At 62.5% G+C, this 25,955-nt stretch carries 25 protein-coding genes and 1 other RNA gene; 12 read left to right on the forward strand and 14 right to left on the reverse strand.

Features of this window, described 5'->3' with window-relative positions; translation table 11 throughout:
* Nucleotides 1-58: 58 nt before the first annotated feature.
* The 4 genes from Q7F16_RS10540 to Q7F16_RS10555 all read right to left on the reverse strand — a co-directional run bounded on the left by Q7F16_RS10540 (nucleotide 59) and on the right by Q7F16_RS10555 (nucleotide 5,393).
* Nucleotides 59-1,177, reverse strand: a complete 1,119-nt coding sequence (locus tag Q7F16_RS10540) for an ABC transporter permease (protein ID WP_013694520.1) — start codon at nucleotides 1,175-1,177, stop codon at nucleotides 59-61.
* Nucleotides 1,177-3,900 (reverse strand): ribosome-associated ATPase/putative transporter RbbA, encoded by a 2,724-nt coding sequence (gene rbbA, locus Q7F16_RS10545; protein WP_409555757.1) that lies wholly within the window; start codon nucleotides 3,898-3,900, stop codon nucleotides 1,177-1,179. The genes Q7F16_RS10540 and rbbA overlap by 1 nt, the downstream gene beginning before the upstream one ends.
* Nucleotides 3,897-4,862, reverse strand: coding sequence for an HlyD family secretion protein (locus tag Q7F16_RS10550; protein WP_186649330.1), 966 nt, complete (start codon nucleotides 4,860-4,862; stop codon nucleotides 3,897-3,899). The genes rbbA and Q7F16_RS10550 overlap by 4 nt, the downstream gene beginning before the upstream one ends.
* 81 nt (nucleotides 4,863-4,943) lie before the next feature.
* A complete protein-coding gene (locus tag Q7F16_RS10555; protein ID WP_409555758.1) occupies nucleotides 4,944-5,393 on the reverse strand; it encodes an EVE domain-containing protein in 450 nt (149 codons plus the stop codon).
* A gap of 195 nt (nucleotides 5,394-5,588) precedes the next feature.
* On the opposite strand from Q7F16_RS10555, the gene Q7F16_RS10560 reads away from it, so the two are divergent.
* Nucleotides 5,589-5,735: a hypothetical protein gene (locus Q7F16_RS10560; RefSeq protein ID WP_014340780.1), complete on the forward strand. Its 147-nt coding sequence runs from the start codon at nucleotides 5,589-5,591 to the stop codon at nucleotides 5,733-5,735.
* Between the two features lie 35 nt (nucleotides 5,736-5,770).
* Here the strand turns inward: Q7F16_RS10560 and Q7F16_RS10565 are convergent, their stop codons facing one another.
* The 4 genes from Q7F16_RS10565 to Q7F16_RS10580 form a co-directional block, all read right to left on the reverse strand.
* Nucleotides 5,771-6,376 carry a 5-formyltetrahydrofolate cyclo-ligase gene (locus Q7F16_RS10565; protein WP_046063193.1) on the reverse strand — a complete coding sequence of 202 codons (606 nt, stop codon included), beginning with the start codon at nucleotides 6,374-6,376 and terminating at the stop codon, nucleotides 5,771-5,773.
* A 114-nt stretch (nucleotides 6,377-6,490) separates the two neighbouring features.
* Nucleotides 6,491-6,670: non-coding RNA, 6S RNA (gene ssrS / locus Q7F16_RS10570), on the reverse strand.
* Between the two features lie 30 nt (nucleotides 6,671-6,700).
* Complete coding sequence (locus Q7F16_RS10575) at nucleotides 6,701-7,018, reverse strand: cell division protein ZapA (protein WP_003177364.1); 318 nt, start codon at nucleotides 7,016-7,018, stop codon at nucleotides 6,701-6,703.
* Nucleotides 7,015-7,224 carry a TIGR02449 family protein gene (locus tag Q7F16_RS10580; RefSeq protein WP_003177365.1) on the reverse strand — a complete coding sequence of 70 codons (210 nt, stop codon included), beginning with the start codon at nucleotides 7,222-7,224 and terminating at the stop codon, nucleotides 7,015-7,017. The genes Q7F16_RS10575 and Q7F16_RS10580 overlap by 4 nt, the downstream gene beginning before the upstream one ends.
* 129 nt (nucleotides 7,225-7,353) lie before the next feature.
* Here Q7F16_RS10580 and Q7F16_RS10585 point away from each other — a divergent pair, with 129 nt between their 5' ends.
* From Q7F16_RS10585 to gcvH, 8 genes are all read left to right on the forward strand, one after another.
* The gene (locus Q7F16_RS10585; RefSeq protein ID WP_014340778.1) at nucleotides 7,354-7,908 is read left to right on the forward strand and encodes a YecA/YgfB family protein; all 555 of its coding nucleotides are present in this window, start codon (nucleotides 7,354-7,356) and stop codon (nucleotides 7,906-7,908) included.
* 25 nt (nucleotides 7,909-7,933) lie between these two features.
* Complete coding sequence (pepP, locus tag Q7F16_RS10590; protein ID WP_409555759.1) at nucleotides 7,934-9,268, forward strand: Xaa-Pro aminopeptidase; 1,335 nt, start codon at nucleotides 7,934-7,936, stop codon at nucleotides 9,266-9,268.
* On the forward strand, nucleotides 9,265-10,452 hold the full coding sequence (gene ubiH / locus Q7F16_RS10595; RefSeq protein WP_079303020.1) for a 2-octaprenyl-6-methoxyphenyl hydroxylase: 1,188 nt from the start codon (nucleotides 9,265-9,267) through the stop codon (nucleotides 10,450-10,452). The genes pepP and ubiH overlap by 4 nt, the downstream gene beginning before the upstream one ends.
* Nucleotides 10,453-10,519: 67 nt before the next feature.
* Entirely contained in the window at nucleotides 10,520-11,737 is a 1,218-nt protein-coding gene (locus Q7F16_RS10600; protein WP_172436018.1) for a 2-octaprenyl-3-methyl-6-methoxy-1,4-benzoquinol hydroxylase, read from the forward strand.
* A 244-nt stretch (nucleotides 11,738-11,981) separates the two neighbouring features.
* Nucleotides 11,982-12,986 (forward strand): extracellular solute-binding protein, encoded by a 1,005-nt coding sequence (locus tag Q7F16_RS10605; protein ID WP_095961906.1) that lies wholly within the window; start codon nucleotides 11,982-11,984, stop codon nucleotides 12,984-12,986.
* 87 nt (nucleotides 12,987-13,073) lie between these two features.
* Entirely contained in the window at nucleotides 13,074-14,690 is a 1,617-nt protein-coding gene (locus tag Q7F16_RS10610; protein ID WP_095961907.1) for an ABC transporter permease, read from the forward strand.
* A gap of 155 nt (nucleotides 14,691-14,845) precedes the next feature.
* Entirely contained in the window at nucleotides 14,846-15,928 is a 1,083-nt protein-coding gene (gene gcvT / locus Q7F16_RS10615; protein WP_079303019.1) for a glycine cleavage system aminomethyltransferase GcvT, read from the forward strand.
* Between the two features lie 52 nt (nucleotides 15,929-15,980).
* Nucleotides 15,981-16,364: a glycine cleavage system protein GcvH gene (gene gcvH / locus Q7F16_RS10620; RefSeq protein WP_079303018.1), complete on the forward strand. Its 384-nt coding sequence runs from the start codon at nucleotides 15,981-15,983 to the stop codon at nucleotides 16,362-16,364.
* 94 nt (nucleotides 16,365-16,458) lie between these two features.
* Here the strand turns inward: gcvH and Q7F16_RS10625 are convergent, their stop codons facing one another.
* The 5 genes from Q7F16_RS10625 to Q7F16_RS10645 all read right to left on the reverse strand — a co-directional run bounded on the left by Q7F16_RS10625 (nucleotide 16,459) and on the right by Q7F16_RS10645 (nucleotide 20,678).
* The gene (locus tag Q7F16_RS10625) at nucleotides 16,459-16,779 is read right to left on the reverse strand and encodes a DUF2388 domain-containing protein (RefSeq protein ID WP_172436019.1); all 321 of its coding nucleotides are present in this window, start codon (nucleotides 16,777-16,779) and stop codon (nucleotides 16,459-16,461) included.
* Between the two features lie 65 nt (nucleotides 16,780-16,844).
* Nucleotides 16,845-17,294: an NfeD family protein gene (locus tag Q7F16_RS10630; protein WP_077507237.1), complete on the reverse strand. Its 450-nt coding sequence runs from the start codon at nucleotides 17,292-17,294 to the stop codon at nucleotides 16,845-16,847.
* A 9-nt stretch (nucleotides 17,295-17,303) separates the two neighbouring features.
* On the reverse strand, nucleotides 17,304-18,224 hold the full coding sequence (locus Q7F16_RS10635) for an SPFH domain-containing protein (RefSeq protein WP_014340768.1): 921 nt from the start codon (nucleotides 18,222-18,224) through the stop codon (nucleotides 17,304-17,306).
* A 186-nt stretch (nucleotides 18,225-18,410) separates the two neighbouring features.
* Nucleotides 18,411-20,195, reverse strand: coding sequence for a GspE/PulE family protein (locus tag Q7F16_RS10640; RefSeq protein ID WP_046063202.1), 1,785 nt, complete (start codon nucleotides 20,193-20,195; stop codon nucleotides 18,411-18,413).
* A 144-nt stretch (nucleotides 20,196-20,339) separates the two neighbouring features.
* Complete coding sequence (locus Q7F16_RS10645) at nucleotides 20,340-20,678, reverse strand: hypothetical protein (RefSeq protein ID WP_046063203.1); 339 nt, start codon at nucleotides 20,676-20,678, stop codon at nucleotides 20,340-20,342.
* Between the two features lie 126 nt (nucleotides 20,679-20,804).
* Between Q7F16_RS10645 and Q7F16_RS10650 the strand changes: the two genes are divergently transcribed.
* The gene (locus tag Q7F16_RS10650) at nucleotides 20,805-21,275 is read left to right on the forward strand and encodes an Lrp/AsnC family transcriptional regulator (protein WP_018610608.1); all 471 of its coding nucleotides are present in this window, start codon (nucleotides 20,805-20,807) and stop codon (nucleotides 21,273-21,275) included.
* Nucleotides 21,276-21,405: 130 nt separating this feature from the next.
* On the opposite strand, the gene Q7F16_RS10655 is transcribed toward Q7F16_RS10650, so the two are convergent.
* Nucleotides 21,406-22,773 (reverse strand): CYTH domain-containing protein, encoded by a 1,368-nt coding sequence (locus Q7F16_RS10655; RefSeq protein ID WP_013694509.1) that lies wholly within the window; start codon nucleotides 22,771-22,773, stop codon nucleotides 21,406-21,408.
* 147 nt (nucleotides 22,774-22,920) lie between these two features.
* Between Q7F16_RS10655 and argE the strand changes: the two genes are divergently transcribed.
* Both argE and argA read left to right on the forward strand, forming a co-directional pair.
* Nucleotides 22,921-24,078: an acetylornithine deacetylase gene (gene argE, locus Q7F16_RS10660; RefSeq protein ID WP_409555760.1), complete on the forward strand. Its 1,158-nt coding sequence runs from the start codon at nucleotides 22,921-22,923 to the stop codon at nucleotides 24,076-24,078.
* 139 nt (nucleotides 24,079-24,217) lie between these two features.
* A complete protein-coding gene (gene argA / locus Q7F16_RS10665) occupies nucleotides 24,218-25,516 on the forward strand; it encodes an amino-acid N-acetyltransferase (RefSeq protein ID WP_045157255.1) in 1,299 nt (432 codons plus the stop codon).
* Nucleotides 25,517-25,955: the final 439 nt, after the last annotated feature.

Consider the following 25,955-nt stretch of genomic DNA (forward strand, 5'->3'; position numbering starts at 1 on the left):
ATCGCAGCCTTGGGCAGCGCCCGGATCTCCTGGCGCTGCCCAAGGCTGCTTTTTTTCGTCAAGACGCCAGGCTTTTCCGAAACCGGGCCAGGGCGATTGCAAAGAACAATAGCCCGATGGCCGCCAGCGCCAGCAGGTCCGGCCAGATCACGCCAGGGCCGGCATCGCGGAACAGGATCGCCGCGCTGAGGCTGACGAAATGCGTCGAGGGCGAGCCTTGCATCACCCATTGCAACCATTGCGGCATGCTGTCCAGCGGTGTGCTGCCGCCCGACAACAGCAGCATCGGGATGATGACCGGGATCGCCAGCAAACCGAATTGCGGCGTCGAACGGGCGAGGGTGGCGAGGAAGATGCCCAGTGAGGTGCTGGCGAACAGGTAGAGTGCGGTCACCAGCAGGAAGAGCACCATGGAGCCGGCGAGTGGAACCCCCAGGGCGAACTTGACGATGATTTCCAGCGATGCCCAGGTGCACAGCACCACCACCAGCAGGTTGCTCCAGATTTTCGCCAGCATGATTTCCAATGCCGTCAGCGGCAGCACCAGCAAGTGGTCGAGGGTGCCGTGCTCGCGCTCGCGCAGCAGCGCGGTGCCCGTCAGGATGATCGCCAGAATCGTGATGTTGTTGACGATCTGGATCACCGCCAGGAACCAGCCACCTTCCAGGTTGGTATTGAACAGCGAGCGCGTGGTCAGCCTCACGGGCGTTGCTTCGCTCGTTTGTGCCTGGCCGGCGTAGGTCGTCAGTTCCTGTTGGAAAATCCGTCCGATGTAGCCGGCGCCCATGAACGCCTGGCTCATGGCTGTGGCATCGACGTTGAGTTGCAGCGTCGGTTCGCGTCCTGCGAGCAGGTCGGCCTGGAAGTTGGCGGGCACGTTAATGACAAAGGTGTAGCGGCCACTGTCCATGACCTTGTCCAGTTCGGCATAGGGCAAGGCCACCGGGTTCTGGAACTCCGGCGGTTGCAGGACCTGGGCCAATTGGCGCGAAAGATGGCTCTGGTCTTCGTCCACTATTGCGACACTGGCGTTGTGGACGCCGATTACCGAACCGGCGGCCGGCATGTAGATCGCCACCGTGAAGGCGTAGCCCAAAAACAGCAGCAGAACAGAGTCGTACCTCAGGCTGGTCAGTTCCTTGAGCCCCAGACGCCAGATATGTGAAAGCGTGTGCATCAGGCCTCCTGCTTTTTCAGCATGATCAGGCTGAGCCCGGTGAAGGCCAGGAAAAACCCGCCCAGCGCCAGGCATTGCGGCCATAGCTGGCGTAGATCCAGGGCCTTGGTGAAGGTGCCGACGGCGATATCGAGGAAGTAACCGGCGGGAAACAACTGACCCATCACCGAAGCGGCGCCGTCCAGGGACGAACGCGGCACGATCAGCCCCGAGAACTGGATGGTCGGCAGGCTGGTGATGATCATGGTGCCGAGGATCGCCGCGATCTGGGTGCGTGTGAACGCGGAGATCAGCATTCCCATGCTGGTGGTTGCCAGTACATAGAGCAGGCCGCCCACCGCCAGCGTCAGGCCGCTGCCCTTGAACGGCACACCGAACAGCCAGCGGTTCATCGCTGTCAGCAGGGCCAGGTTGATCAGGCTGACCGCCAGGTAGGGCACTTGTTTGCCCAGCAGGAATTCCAGGCGGGTCAGCGGCGTGGCGTAGAAATTGGTGATCGAGCCCAGTTCCTTCTCCCGCACGATGCCCAGCGCCGTCAACATGGCCGGGATGAACGCCAGGATCAGCGCCATGACCCCGGGGCCAATGGCGTTGACGCTGACCACGTCCTGGTTATAGCGAAAACGCGTCTCCAGCGTCGCGCCGGGTTGCCGGGTCGGCGCGCGACTGCTGAATTCAGCCAGTTGCTCAAGGTTGGCCTGGTGCACGGCCTGGACGTAGTTGCGACTGGTCTCGGCTCGAAACGGTATGCCGCCGTCCAGCCAGGCGCCCACCGTCGGCTGGCGGCCGGCGTAAAGGTCACGACCGAAGCCGGGGGGGATTTCCAGGGCCAGCTTGATCTCCGAGCGTTGCAAGCGTCGGTGCAGCTCCTTTGCGTCGCGGATGATCGGCTGCTCTTCGAAGTAGCGTGAGCTGCGGAACGCTTCCAGGTAGGCACGGCTTTGCGGGCTCTGATCCTGGTCATACACGGCGAAGGCCAGTTTCTCCACATCGAGGGAAATACCGAAGCCGAAGACCACCATCATGAACAAGGCGCCCAGCAAGGCGAATGCCATACGCACTTTGTCGCGTAGCAACTCCTTGCCCTCACGGCTGGCGACGGCCCACAGGCGACCGAGGCTCAGGCCGCGCAGGTCCCGGGGGGCGTCGGCACTGTCGAGGGTCACGGGGGCGGCGTCTTGCTGCGTCTCGCCCTGGGCTTTTTCCAGGCAGGTGACGAACGCGGCTTCCAGCGTCTGGCCGTTGAACTGCGCTTGCAAGGCTGCCGGCGTGTCACAAGCCAGGACCTTGCCGGCGTGCATCAGCGAAATGCGATCGCAGCGCTGGGCCTCGTTCATGAAGTGCGTGGAAAGGAAAATCGTCACGCCCTGTTCGCGAGATAACTCGATCAGCAGCCGCCAGAAATCATCCCGCGCAGCCGGGTCGACACCCGAGGTCGGTTCATCGAGGATCAGCACTTCCGGACGATGCAACACCGCCACCGCCAGGGACAAACGCTGGCGCAGGCCCAGTGGCAGCGCGCCGGAAGGCTGATCCGCCAACGCCTGGAGACTGAAGCGCTGGATCAGTTCGTCGATGCGCTGGCGACTGTCCGTCGTGGGCAGGTCGAAGAGCTTGGCGTGAAGTTCCAGGTTCTGGCGCACGCTCAGTTCGCCGTACAGCGAGAAACTCTGGGACATGAAACCCACCCGCTTGCGGGTGGCGAGGTCCTTGGCGTTGACCGGGTTGCCCAGCAGCCGGGCACTGCCTTCGCTGGCGGGGATCAGCCCGGTCAGCACCTTCATGGTGGTGGTCTTGCCGCAACCGTTGGAACCCAGGAACCCAAAGATCTCACCGCGACCAATCGCGAAACTGACGTTGTCGACGGCGGTGAAATCGCCGAAGCGCAAGGTGAGGTCGTGGGCTTCGATGGCGATGTCGGCAGTGCCGGCGTTCCTGGGGGGAATCGCCAGCGGTTCGCTGTCGTGGCCACTGTCACCCTGGAAATGGGTGAAGGCCGAGTCGAGCTTGCCGTCCGGGGTGACCTTGGCCAGCTCCACACTCAAACCCTTGGCGATCAGGCGACCGTTGTCGAGCATCAGGCAATGCTCGAACTGTTCGGCCTCCTCCATGTACGCGGTGGCGACCAGCAGGGTCAGTTGCGGGCGTTGTCGTCGCACGTCTTCTATCAGTTCCCAGAAGCGTCGCCGGGACAGCGGGTCCACGCCGGTGGTGGGTTCGTCGAGAATCAGCAGGTCCGGCTCATGGATCAGCGCGCAACACAGGCCGAGCTTCTGTTTCATGCCGCCGGACAGTTTGCCCGCCGGGCGATCGGCAAAACGCTGCAGGTCTGTGGCCAGCAGCAAAGTGCCCATGCGTTGTTCGCAGTCTGTCCGCGATAACCCGAACAGCGTGCCGAAGAAGCGAATGTTCTCGCGTATCGACAGGTCCGGGTAAAGGTTGCCCCCCAGCCCCTGGGGCATGAAGGCTATGCGTCGGTAGAGGGTGTTGCGATGGCGTCGGTCGTCGATCGAGGCGCCGAGCACGTCCAGTTGGCCGTGCTGGAGTTTTTTCACCCCGGCAATCAGCCCCAGCAGGCTCGACTTGCCGGCGCCGTCCGGGCCGATCAGGCCGCAGCGAGTGCCGACGGGCAGGCTGAAGGCGATATCGCTCAACGCCACCTGCTGGCCGTAGCGATGCTCGATGCCCGAAGCGTGCAATGCCTCGCCGAGGGCGGTGCTCATTGCAGGTTGGCCGGCCAATCGATGGGGGCGGTGCGCACATAGCCGGCGCCGGGCATGCCGGGTTTGGCCTGGGGCACTTCGCCGGGTCGGGTCAGGTGTACCTTGACGCGGAACACCAGTTTCTGGCGCTCATCACGGGTCTCGACTTCTTTCGGGGTGAACTGGGATTTGGCCGCGACGAAGCTGACCTTGGCCGGCAGCGCTCGCTCGGGCAGGGCATCGAGCAGCAGTCGCGCTTCATCGCCCACCGCCAGTTTCCCGGCCACCGAGGCCGGCAGGTAGAGATTCATGTATTGGTCGTTCGGATCGATCATCAGCAGCACTCGGCCGCCGGCGCCCAGTACTTCACCCGGCTCGGCCAGGCGCAACTGGATCACGCCGTCGAGTGGCGCCCGCAACGTGCTGTCATCTATTTCACTGGTGAGCTGGGCCACTTGGGCCAGGGTCGCGCCGATGGCCGCATTCGCTGCCGATACCTGGGCCCGGGCGGCGTTGACCGCAGCGTTGGCGGTGTCGACACGGGCTTGTTGCTGGTCGATGACCTGGCCGCTGGCGTAACCGCGCTTGAACAGTTCCTGGGTCCGCTTGAGTTCCTGATGGGCGAGCAATTGTTCGCTCTGGCGCAACTGCACGTTGGCTTCGGTGGCCGCGAGGTTCTGTCGGGCACGCACGACTTCGGCCTCGGCCTGGTTGCGCTGGGCCTCCAGGGTGCGGGTGTCCATGCGCGCCAGCACTTGGCCCTTGATGACGTTGTCGCCTTCGTCGACATGAACTTCGGCCAGGCGCCCGGGCGTCTTGCTGGCGATCTGGACCTCGGTGGCCTCAAGGCGGCCGTTGCCCATGCTCAAGCCTTCCGGCAGGCGATCGTGGCGTGATTTCCAATAGCCGAAACCGCCGGCAGCCAACAACACAGCCATCAAGGCAAAGGCAAAAAAACGCGAGGTACGATGGTTCGTCGACATGTCCGGCATCCTGCGGCTATAGCATCGAAGTCTGCGGGATCAATGACCGATCCAGCTTGATATCCATCAACTCATCGGCGATCAGCGCAGGGCAATCACCGCGGCCCATTGTTCGGCCGTGACAGGCATCACTGACAGTCGCGAGCCTTTCTGCACCAGTGGCATTTCAGCCAGGGCGGTTTGTTGCTTGAGGTAGTCGAGCTTCAGCACGTGAGGAAACGTTTCGACGTGGGCCACGTCGATCGCGGTCCAGGGGTTTTTGTCCGGACCGGCCTTGGGGTCGAAGTAATGGCTATCGGGTTCCAGCGCTGTCGGGTCGGGGTAGGCTGCGCGGACGATCCGGCCGATCCCGGCAATGCCTGGCTCGGGGCAACTGGAGTGGTAGAAAAAGAACGCGTCGCCCTCCGCCATGGCCCGCAGGAAATTGCGCGCCTGGTAGTTGCGAACCCCGTCCCAGCGCGCCTGGCCGAGCCTTTCCAAGCCCTGGATGGATAATTCGTCGGGCTCGGATTTCATCAGCCAATAGGCCATGATTGCTACTCCTTGGCGGTGTTGAAAAAAATAGTTCAGCGATTTTATGACAAACCGACAGTCGGTTGACGCCAGAGTTTGCGTGTCGGGGCCGGTTGCCGCAAAATGCCGGCCTTCCAAGCTTGACGCTGCTGCACGGCCAATAAGAAAACCGCTGCTGTCATCGTGTGTGATGTGCCTTGAGGGGGGCAATCGATGAAACGCAAACCGGATTTGTTGTGGATCTTGGTCATTCTGTTCGGTCTGGGTGTCGTGACCACGGGTTACGCCCAAAGCCTGTGGGCCAACAAGACTGACGCGCCGGTGGAAATCACCCAACCCGCGTCATCGCTCAAACGCTGAACCCGCTTTCCTGGCGCCGCTGACTACCGCGGCGTCTATCCTGCGATATACCAATGCCTGTCGCTGACCGTTCCCTGCAGCGGCACGTCCCAGCTTGCCTGCGCCAATCGTTCGACTTTCTGGCATTCATGGGCCAACCCCAATAGCGTCGGCTTGCGCCACTGCTTGCGTCGCGCCAGATACGCCAGGCTGCGGTCATAAAAGCCGCCGCCCATGCCCAGCCGACCCCCCGCATCATCAAACCCCACCAGTGGCAACAACACCAGGTCCAGCGTCCAGACCTTGCGTTGCCGGGCGATGTTCTTGCGCGGCTCGGGAATACGAAACCGGTTGGGCTGCATTTTTTCGCCGGGGTGGATGCGCTGGAACACCATCTTGGTCTGCGGCCATGGGCTGAGCACTGGCAGGTAAGTAGCCTTGCCCCGGCGTTGGGCTGCGCGCAGCAGCAGGCGCGGATCGATCTCGCCGTCGTTGGGCAGGTACAGGGCGATGTGGTGTGCACGGCGAAACAGCGGATGCTGGGCCAGTTGTTTGTACAGTCCGTGGGCGGCTTGCCGTTGCTGGGCGGGCGTCAGGGCACGACGGGCCTGGCGCAGCAGGCGTCGAAGTTGTGGGCGGGGCAGCAGCGCAGGTTCGGTCATATCAGTGCTTCACGCAGTGGCGATGCCACAGCGTAACCGCAAAACAGGCTGCTCAGAAATGCCGGCGCCGGAAACGACAATGCCAGTCCACATGGACTGGCATTGTCTGGAATCAGGCTCCCCGGATGAACCGCTGTCGGCTTAGCCCTTGAACCCGAAAGTTCAAGGTGGAAGTTGCAGGGGGCGTTAAGGCTTTCCGTCAAGCGGACATGCACACCGGCCCCAACGTGCAACCCCCGTGGTTGTGCGTATCGGCTCAGGGACATCACCAACTGGCAAGCACCCCAGGGAGTGAAGCGAGTATACCCCAGGCAGCCTCGCGAATCAGCCTTTGCTGACGTCTGGATCGGTGGCGAGCACCAGATCCACCCGATCGAGCAGATCGCGCACCTGTTCACGGGTCGAGCCGCTGACCTGCAGGTCAGGCGTATCCTGGCGATGCAACAGGTCGTGGGTGATGTTCAAGGCGGCCATCACGGCGATGCGGTCGGCACCGATGACTTTGCCGCTGCTGCGGATCTCGCGCATCTTGCCGTCCAGGTAACGGGCGGCGCTCACCAGGTTGCTACGCTCTTCCTGGGGGCAGATGATCGAATATTCTTTGTCGAGGATCTGCACGGTAACGCTATTGCTTGAACTCATGAGTCTTGCTCCAGGGCCTTGAGGCGCGAAATCATCGATTCGACCTTACGCCGGGCGATTTCGTTTTTTTCAATGAGGTGCGCGCGTTCCTCGCGCCAGGTTTTTTCCTGAGCTAATAGGAGTCCGTTTTGGCTCTTAAGTTGCTCGACCCGGTCAATTAGCAGTTCGAGTCTGGCCATCAGCGCTTGCAGGTCGGTGTCTTCCATTGTGTCCACTGAAGATTGTGTCTGATGGAGGGTATGGGTCGCACAGCCTCTGATAGTCTTGGCGAGTCTGTCGATGTAGGATACAAGGCCTCCATTCTAGACATAGCGCCGTCTGGCGCCTAGCTGCCCATGCCCATTCAGAATTCCCCGTATCAAGCATTCGCCACCCTGCTGAGCACCAGCGGTCATCCTGTCTCGCCCGCCGAACTGCATGGCCTGTTGCTCGGCCGCAGCTGCGCCGGCGCCGGTTTCGATGCCGACGGCTGGTTGGCCGACGCCACCGAACTGCTGGAAGGCGAGCCAGCGGACAACGTCCGCAACGCGCTGATCGGCCTGCAGGAAATGGTCAAGGGCGAGCTGACCAGCGACGACATGACCGTCGTCCTGCTGCTGCCCACTGACGACGCCCCCTTGGCTGAACGCGCCGCGGCGCTGGGCCAGTGGTGCCAGGGTTTCCTCGCCGGCTTCGGCCTGACCCGCCGCGAATACGCGCTGAGCGAAGAGGCCAAGGAAGTGTTGCAGGACCTGGCCGCGATCTCCCAGGTCCAGGATGCCCTGGAAGAGTCCGATGACGGCGAAAGCGACTACATGGAAGTGATGGAGTACCTGCGGGTCGCGCCATTGCTGCTGTTCACCGAGACCAAGAAAACCGATGCAGCGGCCCCCAAGCCGTCCTTGCATTAATTTTTAGAGGGAACCCCGTCTGCCCATGATTCATATCCCGAAATCGGAATACAGCCGTCGCCGCAAGGCCCTGATGGCGCAGATGGAACCCAACAGCATCGCAATCCTGCCCGCCGCCGCCGTTGCGATCCGCAACCGCGACGTCGAGCATGTCTACCGCCAGGACAGTGACTTCCAGTACCTCAGCGGCTTTCCCGAGCCGCAAGCGGTGCTGGTGCTGATGCCCGGCCGCGCCCATGGCGAATACATCCTCTTTTGCCGCGAGCGCAACGCCGAACGTGAGTTGTGGGACGGCCTGCGCGCCGGCCAGGAAGGGGCGATCCGTGACTACGGCGCCGACGACGCGTTTCCCATCACCGACATCGACGACATCCTGCCGGGCCTGATCGAAGGCCGCGACCGGGTGTATTCGGCCATGGGCAGCAACCCGGAATTCGACCGGCACCTGATGGAATGGATCAACGTGATTCGCTCCAAGGCCCACCTCGGCGCCCAGCCGCCGAACGAATTCGTTGCCCTGGATCATCTGCTGCATGACATGCGCCTGTATAAATCGGCGGCAGAAGTGAAAGTGATGCGCGAAGCGGCGCGGATTTCCGCCCAGGCGCACATCCGAGCGATGCAAGCGGCGCGCCCGGGGCTGCATGAGTTCAGTCTGGAAGCCGAGCTGGACTATGAGTTCCGCAAGGGCGGGGCGAAGATGCCGGCCTATGGTTCGATCGTCGCGGCGGGGCGCAACAGCTGCATCCTGCACTACCAGCAGAACGACGCGCTGCTCAAGGACGGCGACCTGGTGCTGATCGACGCCGGCTGTGAAATCGACTGCTACGCCAGCGACATCACCCGTACCTGGCCGGTCAGTGGCAAGTTTTCACCCGAGCAGAAGGCGATCTACGAAGTGGTGCTGGCTGCTCAGGAAGCCGCGTTTGCCCAGATCGCGCCGGACAAACACTGGAACCAGGCCCACGAAGCGACGGTCCGGGTGATTACCGAGGGGTTGGTGCGCCTTGGGCTGCTGGAGGGTGAGGTGGACGCGTTGATCGCCAGCGAGGCCTACCGGGCGTTCTACATGCACCGCGCTGGCCACTGGCTGGGCATGGACGTGCACGACGTGGGTGAATACCGGGTTGGCGGCGAGTGGCGGGTACTTGAGGTCGGCATGACGCTGACGGTGGAGCCAGGCATCTACATCGGCCCGAACAACCGCAGCGTAGCGAAAAAATGGCGCGGCATTGGCGTGCGCATCGAGGATGACGTGGTAGTGACCAAAACCGGTTGTGAAATCCTGAGCCACGGCGTACCGAAGACGGTCGCCGACATCGAGGCCCTGATGGCCGCTGCCCGGACGCACGCGGCATGAGCCGGGTCAATCTGGCGATCGTCGGCGGCGGCCTGGTCGGCGCGAGCCTGGCGCTGGCCCTGCAGGCCGGTGCCAAGGCCCGGGGCTGGAAGATCATGCTGATCGAGCCCTTCGCCCCCGGCGACGCTTGGCAGCCAAGCTACGATGCCCGGTCCTCGGCATTGTCCTATGGCGCCCGGCAAATTTATCAACGCCTGGGTGTCTGGCAGGAGATTTCCCGCCGCGCCGAGCCGATCAAGCAGATCCATGTGTCCGACCGCGGGCGGTTTTCCACGGCGCGGTTGTCGGCCATGGAAGAGGGCGTACCGGCGCTGGGCTACGTGGTGGAAAACGCCTGGCTCGGCCAGTGCCTGTGGCAAGGCCTGGACCCGGAGGTGGTCAGTTGGCGCTGCCCGGCGCAGGTCACCCGGATGGAACCGCTGGTCGGCGGTTATCGCCTGACCCTCGACGACGAAACCACCCTGGAATGCGACCTTGCCGTACTGGCCGACGGCGGCCGCTCCGGCCTGCGCGAGCAGTTGGGTATCGGCGTGCGCAGTCGACCCTACGACCAGAGCGCCTTGATCGCCAACATCACCCCCAGCGAAGCCCACAACGGCATGGCCTTCGAACGTTTTACCGATGACGGCCCGATGGCCTTGTTGCCACTGCCGGAGAATCGTTGCGCACTGGTCTGGACCCGCCAGGGCATGGACGCACAACGGCTGGCGGCCCTCGACGAGCGCAGTTTCCTCAGCGAATTGCAGGGTGTGTTCGGTTATCGCCTGGGCACCCTGAAACAGGTGGGCGTGCGACATCTGTACCCACTGGCGCTGGTGGAGGCCGAAGAACAGGTCCGTCCGCACCTGGCGATCCTGGGCAACGCCGCCCACAGCCTGCACCCGATTGCCGGGCAGGGGTTCAACTTGTCCCTGCGCGATGCCCAGGCCCTGGCCGATGCCCTGCTCGACAGCGAAAGCGAGCCGGGGGATTTTGTCGTGTTGCAAGCCTATCGTGAGCGCCAGCGAATGGATCAGGCCTTGACCGTGGGCTTTTCCGACCAGGTCACGCGGCTGTTCGCCAGCAACCTGCCGTTGGTGTCCCTGGGCCGTAACCTCGGCCTGTTGGGCCTCGACTTGCTGCCGCCGGCCAAGCGCTGGTTCGCCCGCCAGGCCATGGGCCTGGGGACGCGTCCCGATGCTTGAGGCCGGGGCTGTCATTTCTTTTCATGGGCGGCTGATGTCGCCAGCAAAACAGGCTTAGAGCATGGAATTGCGTGCAGATCTGCTGATTGTCGGCGCCGGTATGGTCGGCAGCGCCCTGGCGCTGGCGTTGCAGGGCAGTGGCCTGCAAGTGCTGTTGCTCGACGGCAGCCCGATGAGCGTCAAACCCTTCGATCCCCAGGCCGCGTTCGAGCCCCGGGTCAGTGCCTTGTCGACGGCCAGCCAGCGGATCCTCGATCGCCTGGGTGTCTGGGACGGCATCACCGCCCGACGCGCCAGCCCCTATACCGACATGCACGTCTGGGACGGCAGCGGCACCGGGCAGATCCATTTCTCGGCCGCCAGCCTGCACGCCGAGGCGCTTGGGCACATCGTTGAAAACCGTGTTGTGCAGGACGCCTTGCTGGATCGACTGCATGACTGCGACCTGGGCCTGCTGGCCAATGCCCGGCTGGAGCAGATGCGTCGTTCCGGTGACGACTGGCTGCTGACCCTGGCCGATGGCCGCACGTTGCGCGCGCCCCTGGTCATCGCTGCCGATGGCGCGAATTCCGCTGTGCGTCGCCTGACCGGCGTCGCCACGCGCGAATGGGATTACCTGCACCACGCCATCGTCACCAGCGTGCGCAGCGCCCGGCCGCATCGAATGACGGCCTGGCAACGGTTTACCGACAACGGTCCGCTGGCGTTCCTGCCACTTGAGCGTGACGATCAGCACGATTGGTGCTCGATCGTCTGGTCCACCACCCCCGGTGAAGCGCAGCGCTTGATGGCGCTCGATGAAACTGAATTCTGCAGCGAACTGGAACGGGCCTTCGAAGGCCAGCTCGGTACGGTACTGAGTGCCGACCCGCGCCTGTGCGTGCCGCTGCGCCAGCGACATGCCAAGCGCTATGTGGCCGAAGGGCTGGCGTTGATCGGCGACGCGGCCCATACCATTCATCCGTTGGCCGGGCAGGGCGTGAACCTGGGCTTCCTCGACGCCGCCGTGCTGGCCGAAGTGCTGTTGCAGGCGGCCGGGCGTGGCGAACGACTGGCAGACGTGAAGGTGCTGAGCCGCTACGAGCGGCGACGCATGCCTCATAACCTGGCGCTGATGGCGGCGATGGAGGGGTTCGAGCGCTTGTTCCAGGCCGATCCACTGCCAGTGCGCTGGTTGCGTAATACCGGGCTGAAGCTGGTGGACCGCATGCCTGAGGCCAAGGCGCTGTTCGTGCGCGAGGCGCTGGGGTTGATTGGGGATTTGCCGGATCTGGCCAAGGCCTGAGAGGTGGGTTGGGGCTTATGGCCCTATCGCGGGCAAGCCTTGCTCCCACAAAAGCTTGTCCCACATTGCACACCTGTGGGAGCAAGAGTTTGTGGGAGCAAGGCTTGCCCGCGATGGCGGACGCAAAAACACGGCACATCTCAAAGCTGCAACATTTGGAAATGTGTCCAGCCATTGTTCGATTGTGGTGCTAAATGTGAGTCTTTATCATTTGCGCTTCGTTCATAATCCAGAGACCGCTACCATGTTGGCAACCAAGCGCCTGCTGTCCGCCCTCGCCTTGACCCTGATCGGCACCACTGCCGCCCAGGCCGCCGATGAGGTGGTGGTCTACTCCTCGCGTATCGACGAACTGATCAAGCCGGTCTTTGATGCCTACACCAAGAAAACCGGCGTGTCGGTGAAGTTCATCACTGACAAGGAAGCGCCGCTGATGCAGCGGATCAAGGCCGAAGGCGAGAACGCCACTGCCGACCTGCTGCTCACCGTCGATGCCGGCAACCTTTGGCAAGCCGAGCAGATGGGCATTCTCCAGCCGTTCACGTCGCCGGTGATCGACGCCAACATCCCGTCCCAATATCGCGCCTCTTCCCACGCCTGGACCGGCTTGAGCCTGCGGGCGCGGACCATTGTCTACTCCACCGAGCGGGTTAAACCCAGCGAATTGACCACCTATGAAGCGCTGGCTGGCAAAGAGTGGGAAGGCCGCCTGTGCCTGCGGACCTCGAAGAAGGTCTACAACCAGTCCCTGACCGCCACGCTGATCGAAACCCACGGCGCGGAAAAAACCGAGGAAATCCTCAAGGGCTGGGTCAAGAACCTGTCCACCGACGTCTTCTCCGACGACACCGCGTTGCTTGAAGCAATCAACGCTGGCCAGTGCGATGTCGGCATCGTCAACACCTACTACTATGGCCGCCTGCACCAGCAGAAGCCGGACCTGAAGGTGAAGCTGTTCTGGCCGAACCAGGCCGACCGCGGCGTGCACATCAACCTCTCGGGCATTGGCCTGACCAAGCATGCACCGCATCCGGAAGCCGCGAAGAAACTGGTGGAGTGGATGACCACGCCGGAAGCGCAAAACATCTTCGCCGACGTGAACCAGGAATTCCCGGCCAACCCGAAAGTCGAGCCGTCCAAGGAAGTGGCAGCCTGGGGCAAGTTCAAGGCCGACACCCTGCCGGTGGAAGTCGCGGGTAAACGCCAGGCCGAAGCCATTCGCATGATGGATCGCGCTGGCTGGAATTAATCCAAGTCAGACACGGCTCCCTGTGGCGGTTGTAAGATAGGTGCCCGCGCGAATGCGCGGGCATCATCATTTAAACGAGAGCACCCCTTGGCCCACCCCGCCCAACGCCGTTGGTACCCCCTGGTCTTTGCCATTGCCGCGCTGGTCCTGTTGCCCTTGAGCGTCTTGCTGCTGTCCTGGCAGAGCGTTGATCAGCAGATATGGTCCCACTTGTGGGATACGCAAATGCCACGCTTGTTGGGCAACACCCTCACGTTGATCCTTGGTGTGGGTATCGGGGTGACGTTGCTGGGCGTCAGTCTTGCCTGGCTCACCAGTCTGTGTGAGTTCCCCGGACGACGTTGGCTCGACTGGGCGTTGATGCTGCCGTTTGCGATTCCAGCCTATGTGTTGGCGTTTGTCTTCGTTGGCCTGCTGGATTTTGCCGGCCCCGTGCAGACGCTGATGCGTGAATGGTTCGGCAGCGGCTTGCGCCTGCCCCGGGTCCGCTCCACCGGCGGGGTGATCCTGGTGCTGGTGCTGGTCTTCTACCCTTACGTCTATCTGCTGGCGCGCAGTGCCTTCCTGGCCCAGGGCAAGGGCTTGATGGAAGCCGCCCGGGTACTCGGGCAGTCGCCGTGGCAGGCGTTCTGGCGTGTGGCGCTGCCGATGGCCCGGCCGGCCATCGGTGCAGGCGTGGCGCTGGCGCTGATGGAGACCCTGGCGGATTTCGGCGCGGTGTCGGTGTTCAACTTCGACACCTTTACCACCGCGATCTACAAGACCTGGTATGGCTTCTTCAGCCTCTCCAGCGCTGCCCAACTGGCCAGCCTGCTGTTACTGGCGGTGATGCTGGTGCTCTACGGCGAACGTCGGGCCCGTGGTGCCCACCGAGCCAGTAACGAGCGACCCCGGGTCAAGGCCTTGTACACGTTGCGCGGCCTCAAGGCCGTGGCAGCCAGCAGTTGGTGCTTCCTGGTGTTTGCCTGCGCGTTTGTCATTCCGGTGCTGCAGTTGCTGGTGTGGTTCTGGCAGCGCGGTCGTTTCGACCTGGACGAGCGTTATGCCGGGCTGATCGTCCACACCCTCTACCTGGGCGGCCTGGCCGCGCTGATCACCGTTTGCGTGGCCTTGCTGCTGGCGTTCGCCCGACGGCTGGCGCCAACCCGTCCGATTCGTGCCGGTGTCGGCCTGGCGAACCTGGGCTATGCCTTGCCCGGTTCGGTGCTGGCGGTGTCGATCATGCTTGCATTCAGCTACCTGGACCGTGAACTGGTCATCCCGCTGTCGACCTGGCTTGGCGGTGCAGGCAAGCCGTTGTTGCTGGGTAGCCTGTCGGCGCTGCTGCTGGCGTACCTGGTGCGCTTCCTGGCCGTGGCCTACGGTCCGCTGGAGAGCAGCCTGGCGCGAATTCGTCCGTCGTTGCCCGAGGCGGCACGCAGCCTTGGGGTCAGTGGGCCACGACTGTTTTTCAAAGTGTATCTGCCGTTGCTGTTGCCCGGTACCTTGAGCGCGGGGTTGCTGGTGTTCGTCGACGTGCTCAAGGAAATGCCCGCGACCCTGCTGATGCGCCCGTTCGGCTGGGACACGCTGGCGGTGCGGATCTTCGAGATGACCAGCGAAGGGGAGTGGGCCCGGGCCGCGTTGCCGGCGCTGACGTTGGTATTGGTGGGGTTGTTGCCGGTCATCGGATTGATACGACGTTCGGCCCATCGAAACAGCTAGGTGTCAGTCCTACCTCATGCGGCTACAATGCGCGGCATTCGGTGCGGTCCGTCTGTCGGACCGGGCAACTGAGAACGTCAGAAAACTCCTTTTTTCAGGCGTTCGCGCTACGCAGTGCCCGTCCGCACCTTCGCCAAGCCCGGAAGGAGAAACCCATGGGACAGCGTACGCCTCTGTATGACCTTCATCTCGCCCTCGGCGCGAAGATGGTCGATTTTGGCGGTTGGGATATGCCTTTGCACTACGGCTCGCAAGTCGAGGAACACCATCAGGTGCGTCGCGACTGCGGTGTGTTCGATGTCTCCCACATGACCGTGATCGATGTCGCAGGCGTCCAGGCCAAGGTCTGGCTTCAGCGTTTGCTGGCCAATGACGTCGATCGTTTGCAAGACACAGGCAGTGCCTTGTACAGCGCGATGCTCAATGAGCGCGGCGGCATCGTCGACGACATGATCATCTACCGGGTCGAGGACGGCTATCGGCTGGTCTTCAACGCCTCGACCCGAGATCAGGACCTGGCCTGGATGCAGGCACAGCTCGGTGGCTACGATGTGCAACTGCATGAGCGTCCCGAACTGGCGATGCTGGCGATCCAAGGGCCCCAGGCCCGGCAGAAGATTGCCGAACTGGTGACGCAACCGCGCGGGCAAATTATCCAGCAACTCAAGCCTTTCGAGGGTCGCGCCGACGGCGAATGGTTCATCGCCCGGACCGGCTACACCGGCGAAGATGGCCTGGAAATCGTCCTGCCCGCCCAGGAAGCCCCGAGTTTCTTCAACGACCTGGTAGGCGCCGGCATTTCGCCCATCGGCCTCGGCGCCCGCGATACCCTGCGCCTGGAGGCCGGCATGAACCTCTACGGCCAGGACATTCACCAAGACGTTTCGCCGCTGGCCTCGAACATGGCCTGGAGCATCGCCTGGGAACCGGCCAGCCGTCAGTTCATTGGGCGCAGTGCGTTGGAAGCCGAGCTTGCCAGCGGTGTGCAGCACAAATTGGTCGGGCTGGTGCTGGAAGAGCGGGGTGTTTTGCGCGCCCATCAGGTGGTTCGCATCGCCAATGTTGGCGAAGGGGAGATCACCAGTGGTAGTTTTTCTCCTACGCTTAGCAAGTCGATCGCCCTGGCACGGGTTCCGATGGCTACCGCCGACCGTGCCGAGGTAGAAATTCGCGGCAAGTGGTACCCGGTACGGGTGGTCAAACCGACCTTCGTCCGCCATGGCAAAACCCTGATCTAACCTTTTGCGGCGGGCCGCTGGCCGCTGACACTTTCTCTTGAGGACACAGAATATGAGTGATATCCCTGCCGAACTGCGTTTTGCCGAAAGCCATGAGTGGGCACGCCTGGAAGCTGACGGTACCGTCACCGTGGGCATCAGCGATCATGCGCAGGAAGCCTTGGGCGATGTGGTATTCGTCGAGCTGACTGAAGTCGGTAAGACTTTTGCCGCAGGTGACCAGGCCGGTGTGGTCGAGTCGGTCAAGGCCGCTTCCGACATCTACTCGCCGATTGCCGGTGAAGTGATTGCGGTCAACGAAGAGTTGGGCGGTTCGCCGGAACTGCTGAACTCTGATCCATACGGCGCCTGGATCTTCAAGCTCAAGCCAAGTGACAAGGCTGAGGTGGGCAAGTTGCTTGATGCAGCAGGCTACAAGTCCGCTATCGGCGAATAACCCGCTCCCACACAGGGTACTGCGTACAGCCTGATAATATTTTCGGGCAAAAAAATGCCGCTCCCATCGAGCGGCATTTTTTATTGGCCGGGAATCAGTCCTGGGCGACGGCGTTTTTCGCCAGGATCGCGTTGGCCAGTTCCATGTCGGTGGCTTGCAGGCCTGGGTTGTCGGCACGCACTTTCTGCATTGCCGCTTCCAGGTAGGGGCCACGAATACCGCCGTCACTGGCGACGAAGCTACCGGCGTCGTCCTGGGCCGCGACGATCAGCTTGTTATCCTTGAAGGTCAGGTAGGTGGAACCGGTGGTCGCACCGGATGAGATGACGTTACGCCAAAACGTGTCGGCCATTGCCGAGCCAACAGGAAGAGACAACAAGGCTAGGGTAGCGACAGCAAGTTTGAGACGCATGATAGGTGACTCCACTGGGTTAACTATGACGTTGGATTACCTGCGCCTCTGTTCAGTTCCATGACTTCTCAGTCAGCCCGTTCCACCTGCAGCACCGCGCCATCCTGCGCCACCACCCTGACCCGCGTGCCCACGGACGACTCGGGCCCCTTGGCCAGCCAGACGCTGTCGGCCACCTTGATCTTGCCGCGGCCATCGACAATCGCTTCATGAACCTGGAAGACCTTGCCGATCAGCTCCTGCCCGCGCAGGTTCAGGTGCGGCTGATCGCTTTCGCGCACCGCGCTGCGCTGGCGTCGCCACCAGTACAGCGCTGTTGCGATGGCGAACAGGCCGAACAACAGGAACTGCAGCTCCCACGGCATCTGCGGCAGGATGAAGGTGAGCACGCCGACCGCTGCGGCGGCCATGCCGATCCACAGCAAGTAGCCGCCGGCGCCGAACACTTCAAGGATCAGCAGGATGACGCCCAGCGCCAGCCAGTCCCAGTACGACATGTTTTGCAGGAACACCCACATATGCGCGCCTCAGGCTTTCTTGCTGTCGAAGGTGGCCCTGACGATCTCGCCGATGCCGCCGACCGCACCGATGACCTGGCTGGCTTCCAGCGGCATCAGGATCACCTTGCTGTTGTTGGCCGAAGCCAATTTGCCCAGCGCATCGATGTATTTCTGCGCGACAAAGTAGTTCACGGCCTGGACGTTGCCGTCGGCAATCGCCTGGGACACCACCTGGGTGGCCAGCGCTTCGGCTTGTGCCTGGCGCTCGCGGGCCTCGGATTCCAGGAACGCGGCCTGGCGGCTGCCTTCGGCCTCGAGGATTTGCGCCTGCTTCTTGCCTTCGGCGGTGAGAATCGCCGACGCGCGCAGGCCCTCGGCTTCGAGGATCTGGGCGCGCTTGATACGTTCGGCTTTCATTTGCCCCGACATGGCGGCCATCAGGTCGGCCGGCGGGCTGATGTCCTTGATCTCGATCCGGGTGATCTTGATCCCCCACGGCGCTGTGGCTTCATCGACGGTGCGCAGCAGTTTTTCGTTTATACCGTCGCGCTGGCTCAACATCGCGTCCAGCTCCATGGACCCCAGCACGGTGCGGATATTGGTTTGCAGCAGGTTGCGGATGGCGTGTTCGAGGTTGTTGACCTCGTAGGCCGCCTGGGCTGTATTGACCACCTGGAAGAAACACACGGCGTCGATCTGTACCGTGGCGTTGTCGGCAGTGATGACTTCCTGGGGCGGGATGTCCAGCACGCTTTCCATGACATTGATCTTGCGCCCGATGCGATCCATCACCGGGATGATGATGTTCAGGCCGGGCTTGAGCGTGTTGGTGTAGCGGCCGAACCGCTCGACGGTCCATTGGTAGCCCTGGGGTACGACCTTGAAGCCCATGAACAGGATGGCGACCACGAGGCCGATGAAAAGTAAAAGTACACTGCCGATCTGCATGACGGTTCCCTGTGCGAATTGAGATGGACCTGCGAGCCCTGAGTGTAGGGCACGCTGCCATTATCATCACTCTGTGGGAGCAAAGCTTGCTCGCGATGCAGGCGCCTTGCTTTCCTGGGAGACCGCGTCATTTTCATCGTGGGCAAGCCTTGCTCCCACAGCCTCTCGCCACAGGTGCTGCCACAACTACTTCTGCTCGCTCTGTGGCGTAACCCGCAGCACTTCCTCGACCGTGGTCAAGCCCGCCGCCACCTTTTGCGCCCCCGACAGGCGCAGGCTGCGCATGCCTTCCTTGAATGCCTGGCGGCGCACGGCCAGCAGGTCGGTGTCGGGGTGGATCAAGGCCTTGACGCTGTCGGTCAGTTGCATGATTTCGTAGACGCCGGCGCGGCCGCGGTAACCGGTGTCACGGCATTCCAGGCAACCGACGGCCTGTTGGGCGTTGCTCGGCAGTGGCGCTTGCCAGGGCCGCGTCAGGGTTTGCCAGTCATCTTCATCCAGGGCCAGGGGGGCCTTGCATTGCGGGCACAAGGTGCGCACCAATCGCTGGGCCATGACTCCGAGCACGGTGGCCTTGATCAGGTAATGGGGCACACCCAGCTCCAGCAGGCGGCTGATGGCGCTCGGCGCGTCGTTGGTGTGCAGCGTCGACAGCACAAGGTGCCCGGTGAGCGCCGCCTGGATCGCCATCTCGGCAGTCTCCAGGTCGCGGATCTCACCGATCATGATGATGTCCGGGTCTTGCCGCATCAGCGCCCGCACCCCGGCGGCGAAGCTCAGGTCGATGTTGTGCTGGACCTGCATCTGGTTGAAGGACGCCTCGACCATTTCAATCGGGTCCTCGATGGTGCAGAGGTTCACTTCCGGCGTCGCCAGCTTCTTGAGGGTGGTATAGAGCGTGGTGGTCTTGCCGGAACCGGTGGGCCCGGTCACCAGGATGATGCCGTTGGGCTGGCGGGTCATGTCCTGCCAGCGGCGCAGGTCGTCGGCGGAGAAGCCGAGTTGGTCGAAGTCCTTGAGCAGCACTTCCGGGTCGAAGATCCGCATGACCATTTTTTCGCCGAACGCCGTGGGCAAGGTCGACAGGCGCAATTCCACTTCGCCGCCGTCCGGGGTCTTGGTCTTGACCCGGCCGTCCTGGGGTTTGCGTTTTTCCGCGACGTTCATCCGCCCCAGGCTCTTGAGGCGGCTGACGATCGCCATCGTGACCTGCGGCGGGAACTGATAGACGGTGTGCAGCACGCCGTCGATGCGAAACCGCACGGTGCCCTGTTCGCGGCGCGGTTCGATGTGGATGTCACTGGCGCGCTGCTGGAAGGCGTACTGGAACAGCCAGTCGACAATATTGACGATGTGGGCGTCGTTGGCGTCCGGCTCCTGGTCGCTGGCGCCGAGGTTGAGCAACTGTTCGAAATTGCTCAGGTTGCTCGGCTGCTGATCGACTGTGGTGGCGCCGCTGACCGATTTGGCCAGGCGATAGAACTCCACGCTCAAGCGCTGGATGTCCACCGGGTTGGCGATCACCCGCTTGATCGGCAGCTTGAGCACGTGGGTCAGGTCGGCTTCCCAGCTGTTGACGTAGGGCTGTGCGCTGGCGACGGTGACGGCGTCACGATCGACCGCCACCGCAAGGATCTTGTGGCGCTGGGCAAAGGCATAGGACATCAAGGGCGTCACGGCCGCGACGTTGATTTTCAACGGGTCGATGCGCATGTAGGGCTGGCCGGCCTGCTGGGACAACCACAGGGTCAGGTTCTCCAGGTCCAGGCGCTTGCCGGGGCGGCTGAGGTCGTCCAGGTGCTGGTTGGCGATGAACTCCAGCGGATGCAACTGGCTATTGGCGCTGTGGCGTCGGCGGGCGTTCAGCGCTGTTTCGGCTGAATCCTGGCTGATGAGGCCCTGGCTGACCAGTTGGCGCAGCAGATCGTTGAGGTCCAGCCAGCGGTCCTGAGTGGCGTGTTTGGTGGACATGCGGGTTCCTATTGGACAATTGCAGCAAAGCCGCGATACAGACGCCTCGGCGTCCTCGCTAGGTCTGCAAAAGAATAGTCCCGACGCTGTAGACCGTTGGGCCACTACCCGACCAATGCGTTGCGAAATCTTGCCCGTGGTAGCTCATCCCGCTGCGTGGGCCGGCCCAACGTGCGCAATATCAGCGTCTTGCAGGTCCACCGAACAGACGCTGATCAGGTTACGTAATTTTTCAGCGATGACCTGGGCACGGTGCCAGCTCAGCCCATCCATGACGATGTCCAGCGACAGCGCATCGTCGAGGCGCTCGACATGAACCTGCTGCGGCGTCAGGCCCTGCAAGGCGAACAGGTTCAACGCCCTGCACAGTAAATCCGGCTCGGCTTCGGCCAACATCTGGTATCGCACCCGGCAATGAGTATTGGCGACATGCCAGACATCGGCGCGGGTCGGGGCTATGGCAACGGCTTCGAGTGGGGGCATGTTCGGTCTCCTTGGTGGCGGGAGAAATATTTACATGCGAGCCGGGGTATTTCTTATCTAAGATGAGTGATTCTGGCGATGTTTTGAATCGCTTGATTCTCTAAATCAATCATTTCGGGTTTGATCATGCACAGCGAACTGGATAGCTACGACCGCAGGATACTGGCGCTGCTGCAGGAGGATGCCTCGCTGTCCAGTGCGCAGATCGCCGAACAGGTCGGCCTGTCTCAATCGCCATGCTGGCGACGGATCCAGCGGATGAAGGAGGAGGGCATCATTCGCGGCCAGGTGACGTTGCTGGATCGCAAGAAAATCGGCCTCAACACGCAGATTTTCGCCGAAATCAAGCTCAATGCCCACGGCCGTTCCAACTTCACCGAATTCACCGAGGCGATCCGCGGCTTCCCCGAAGTGCTGGAGTGTTACGTGCTGATGGGGGCGGTGGATTTTCTGTTGCGCATCGTCACGGCGGATATCGAGGCGTATGAGCGATTCTTTTTCGAAAAGCTGTCGATGGTGCCGGGGATCCAGGAAGTGAACTCGATCGTGGCGCTGTCGGAGATCAAGTCGACGACGAGCTTGCCGGTGCTGCGCTGAGCTTGTTTTTGCGGTGTTTGTGCTGGCCTCATCGCGAGCAAGCTTGCTCCCACAGTTGATCTTCAGTGGCCACAAGATGTGTGTACAACACTGATCCAATGTGGGAGCGAGCCTGCTCGCGATGGCGATATTACAGGCGCAACAAAGTCTTCCAGGCCCGATTCTGGTAAACCGCAATCGCCTGTTGCTTGCGCGCATCCAGCGTTTCGTCGGTGATCGGTTGATTGGCCAGTTGCGCCAGTTTGTTCAGCTCGCCGTAGAGGCGATCCATTTCCGGGATCTCCAGCACATGGCGGGCGTGGTGCAGCCAGGCCTGGATGCGCTCGATACGTGGCAATTGCTCGGCCAGGTCTTCCGGCTGCTGCTGATAGCGTTGCAGTTGCAGGGACGAGGATTCTTCGCCGAGCAGGCGTGGCAGCCAACTGCCCAGTTGCGCCGCGCCCTGGCGATTGCCACGGGTGTTGCGCTCGGCGGCCCAGCTGCGAGCCAGCAGCCAGCGTGAAGTGTTGAGGGAAAACAGGCCCCAGCGCGGGTCTTGCAGCTCTTCAAGGAACTGTTCCGGCGCCGCCTTGCGCACGTCTTCGTCATCCAGGCCGGCCTGGACCAGTGGGCGCCAGTCTTCCAGCAACGCGTCCAGGGCCAGGCGCAAGTCGTGGGTCGATTGACGCGGCGCGGCCTGGCCGAGGCTGCTGAGCAGGGCACGCAGTTCGGCGAGGTTTTCCACCCAGTCCTGCAGCAGGCGCCAGTGGCCGTTGAAACGGTATTGCTCGGCCAGGCGTTGGCTGCTGCCGAGCAAATGCCAGCTCAGCGCGGCGAAGGCGTCATCCAGCGGCGTTTCGGCGGTCAGTTGCGGGGCCGGCAGGCTCAGGGCGTAGCTGCCCGCGTCATACAGGCGATAGCCACGCTCGGCCTTGCTGATGTCGCAGGGCATCAAGGGCAGGGTCGCGGCCAGCTCGGCGGCCAGTTCCAGCAGGGCGGCGGGCTCGCCTTCGCGCAGCTCCAGCTCCAGCTCGCAGATTTCTTCCTTCTGCTTGCCGACCACCACATGGCCCAGGTCCAGGGCGGCTTCGATGACCACCTTGCTTTTGCCACGGCCCCAAGCGATTTCAGCGCGCTCGCGAACGAAATCGGTGGTGAAGATGGCCTTGAGGGTTTTCTTGTCCAGTTCGGCCAAGGCCTCGGGCCAGCACTCGCCGTCGAGCTTCTTCAGGTCGAGCTTGGCCTTGGGCAGGTGCCAGTCGTACTCGTTGCGCTCGGACAGGCCGGCGACGCTCTGGCCGCGGGTCTTGAGGGTCTGGATCACCTCTTCGCCGTCGCGGCGCAGACGCAGGGCGACCTTGGCCTGGGCCAGGTCACGCTCCGGCGTGTCGAAATACTGGTTCATCAGTTCGTGGCGTTCCCAGCCACTCTTGTTGCGTTTTTTCAGCAGCGGATGCTCGCGCAAGGCTGCCAGGGTCTCGCGGCTGACGCGGAGTTTGATTTCGGTTTCTTTCTGCATGGCCGGAAAATCCAGGGATCGGGTGTGCAGCCGGGGGAAGGTGTGGCTGCCAAGGCCGTGCAGTGTACAGGACTCACTCGCCCTAGGTTTATTCCTGGGTCCAGATGGTTCTATGATGAACGTCAATCTGTAAGCCCGGAGTCAGCGATGCCTTTGCCGTCCATGAAAGATCAATTCGCTGCCCTGATCGCCGCACCTTCGGTCAGTTGCACCCAGCCTGGGCTGGACCAGTCCAACAGTGCCGTGATCGAGCTGCTGGCAGGCTGGCTCTCCGAGCTTGGGTTCTGCTGTGATATCCAGCAGGTCAGCCCTGGCAAATTCAACCTGCTGGCCAGTTTTGGCAGCGGTCCCGGCGGCCTGGTGCTGGCTGGCCACAGTGACACGGTGCCGTTCGACGGCGCGTTGTGGCAGACCGATCCGCTGAAGCTCACCGAGGTCGATGGCCGCTGGGTCGGCCTGGGCAGTTGTGACATGAAGGGTTTTTTCGCCTTGGCCATCGAAGCGGTCAAGCCGCTGCTGGACCAACCGTTCAAGCAACCATTGCTGATCCTCGCGACCTGTGACGAAGAAAGCTCCATGGCCGGCGCCCGTGCCCTGGCCGATGCCGGCGGACCACTGGGGCGCGCGGCGGTGATCGGCGAGCCGACCGGCCTGCGGCCGATTCGCCTGCACAAAGGCGTGATGATGGAGCGCATCGACATTCTCGGGCGCAGCGGTCACTCCTCCGATCCGAGCCTGGGCCACAGCGCGCTGGAAGCCATGCACGATGCCATGGGCGAATTGCGCGGCCTGCGCCTGCAATGGCAGCGTGAGTTCCGTAATCCGCAGTTCAGCGTGCCACAACCGACGCTGAACTTCGGTTGCATCCATGGTGGCGACAATCCCAACCGCATCTGCGGCCAGTGCTCCATGGAATTCGACCTGCGCCCCTTGCCGGGCATGGACCCGCAGGTGCTGCGGGCGGCGATCCAACAGAAGTTGGACCCCATCGCCGAACGCCATAAAGTCAAGATCGACTACGCACCGCTGTTCCCCGAAGTGCCACCCTTCGAGCAGGCCGAAGACTGCGAGCTGGTACGGGTGGCCGAGCGACTCACCGGCCATCGTGCCGAAGCAGTGGCGTTTGGCACCGAAGCGCCTTATCTTCAGCGCCTTGGCTGCGAAACCCTGGTGCTCGGCCCTGGCGATATCGCCTGCGCCCACCAGCCGGGCGAGTACCTTGAAATGTCACGTCTGCAACCTACCGTACAGTTGTTGCGGCAGTTGATCGGCCATTACTGCCTGACGCCGGCCACGGCCGGTTAAATTGCGCCCTTGCGGGGCCGTATTCATCACATGAGGAGAGCGCGCGTGTCGCCAAGCCTGTTCCGACGATAACCACCAGCCCCGTTGTGCGTTCTGTTTCGTCTTTGTTTTGGCTGTTATTTATTACAGGTCCAGGTTCATGCCCGAATACGTCAATTGGCTTCGTCACGCTTCGCCCTACATCAACGCCCACCGCGATTGCACCTTCATCGTCATGCTGCCCGGCGACGGGGTGGAACACCCTAATTTCGGCAACATCGTCCATGACCTGGTGCTGCTGCACAGCCTCGGCGTGCGCCTGGTGCTGGTCCATGGTTCGCGCCCGCAGATCGAGACCCGCCTCGCTGCACGGGGCCTCACGCCGCATTATCACCACGGCATGCGCATCACCGATGCGGCAACGCTGGAGTGCGTGATCGACGCGGTCGGCCAGTTGCGCATCGCCATTGAGGCACGCCTGTCCATGGACATGGCGTCCTCGCCCATGCAGGGCTCGCGGCTGCGGGTCGCCAGCGGCAACCTGGTCACCGCGCGTCCCATCGGCGTGCTCGAAGGTGTGGACTATCACCACACCGGCGAAGTGCGCCGGGTCGATCGCAAGGGCATCAATCGCCTGCTGGACGAGCGCTCCATCGTGCTGCTGTCGCCGTTGGGTTACTCGCCCACCGGCGAGATCTTCAACCTGGCCTGTGAAGACGTTGCCACCCGCGCAGCCATCGACCTGGCGGCCGACAAACTGCTGCTGTTCGGTGCCGAGCAGGGGCTTATTGGTGAAGACGGGCGGTTGGTGCGCGAGTTGCGCCCGCAACAGGTCCCGGCCCACATGCAACGCCTGGGCAGCGACTATCAGGCCGAATTGCTGGATGCGGCGGCCCAGGCCTGTCGGGGTGGCGTCGCGCGCAGCCATATCGTCAGCTATGCCGAGAACGGTGCGCTGCTGGCTGAACTGTTCACCCGCGATGGTAGCGGTACGCTGGTGGCCCAGGAGCAATTCGAGGTGGTGCGCGAAGCGGCCATCGAAGACGTCGGCGGCCTGCTGGACCTGATCAGCCCCCTGGAAGAACAGGGGATCCTGGTGCGTCGCTCCCGCGAAGTGCTGGAGCGCGAGATCGAGCAGTTCAGCGTGGTCGAGCGCGAAGGCATGATCATCGCCTGCGCGGCGCTGTACCAGATCGCCGACTCGGACGCCGGGGAACTGGCCTGCCTGGCGGTGAACCCGGAATACCGCCACGGTGGCCGCGGCGATGAACTGCTGGAACGGATCGAAACCCGGGCCCGTGCCCAAGGGCTCAAGACGTTGTTCGTACTGACGACCCGGACTGCTCACTGGTTCCGCGAACGTGGTTTCGAGCCCAGCAGCGTCGAGCGCCTGCCGGCGGCGCGGGCTTCGCTCTACAACTACCAGCGCAATTCGAAGATCTTCGAAAAATCCTTGTAGACGGCCTGCGACAAACTCGCGCTGTCGCGATCTTCTTGATTTCAGACAATGAGCAGCTAGTCTGGAACACGTCAAGATCGCGGCATGCGCGAGCGGTCTTGAACAGGAATCGAAGGCGCAGGAGGCGCGCAAACAGATCTCGCCGCCAAGAATTCGCGGGCCTCGTAAATCCCCGACGAATCATCGTTCAGTAATTCTCTGCGTCGCCGATAAGTCATGTCACGGCCTGATGGTGCTGTGATGGCACTTATATGTCGAAACGAGCTGAAAACTGTTGAAACAATTCTTTTTGGAATTATAAAGAATCCATTATCCTGCGGGCCGGTGTAGAGGGGTTAGACCATAGTCGTAGTCATAAATGCTTACGATTGACTTGTCAGTTACGGTCTGGCGCTAATCGCGCATCCGCGGATTCCGGGCGTTCGATCCGGAACCAAAG

Source organism: Pseudomonas sp. Lb2C2, from assembly GCF_052112205.1.
Taxonomy (GTDB): domain Bacteria; phylum Pseudomonadota; class Gammaproteobacteria; order Pseudomonadales; family Pseudomonadaceae; genus Aquipseudomonas; species Aquipseudomonas kilonensis.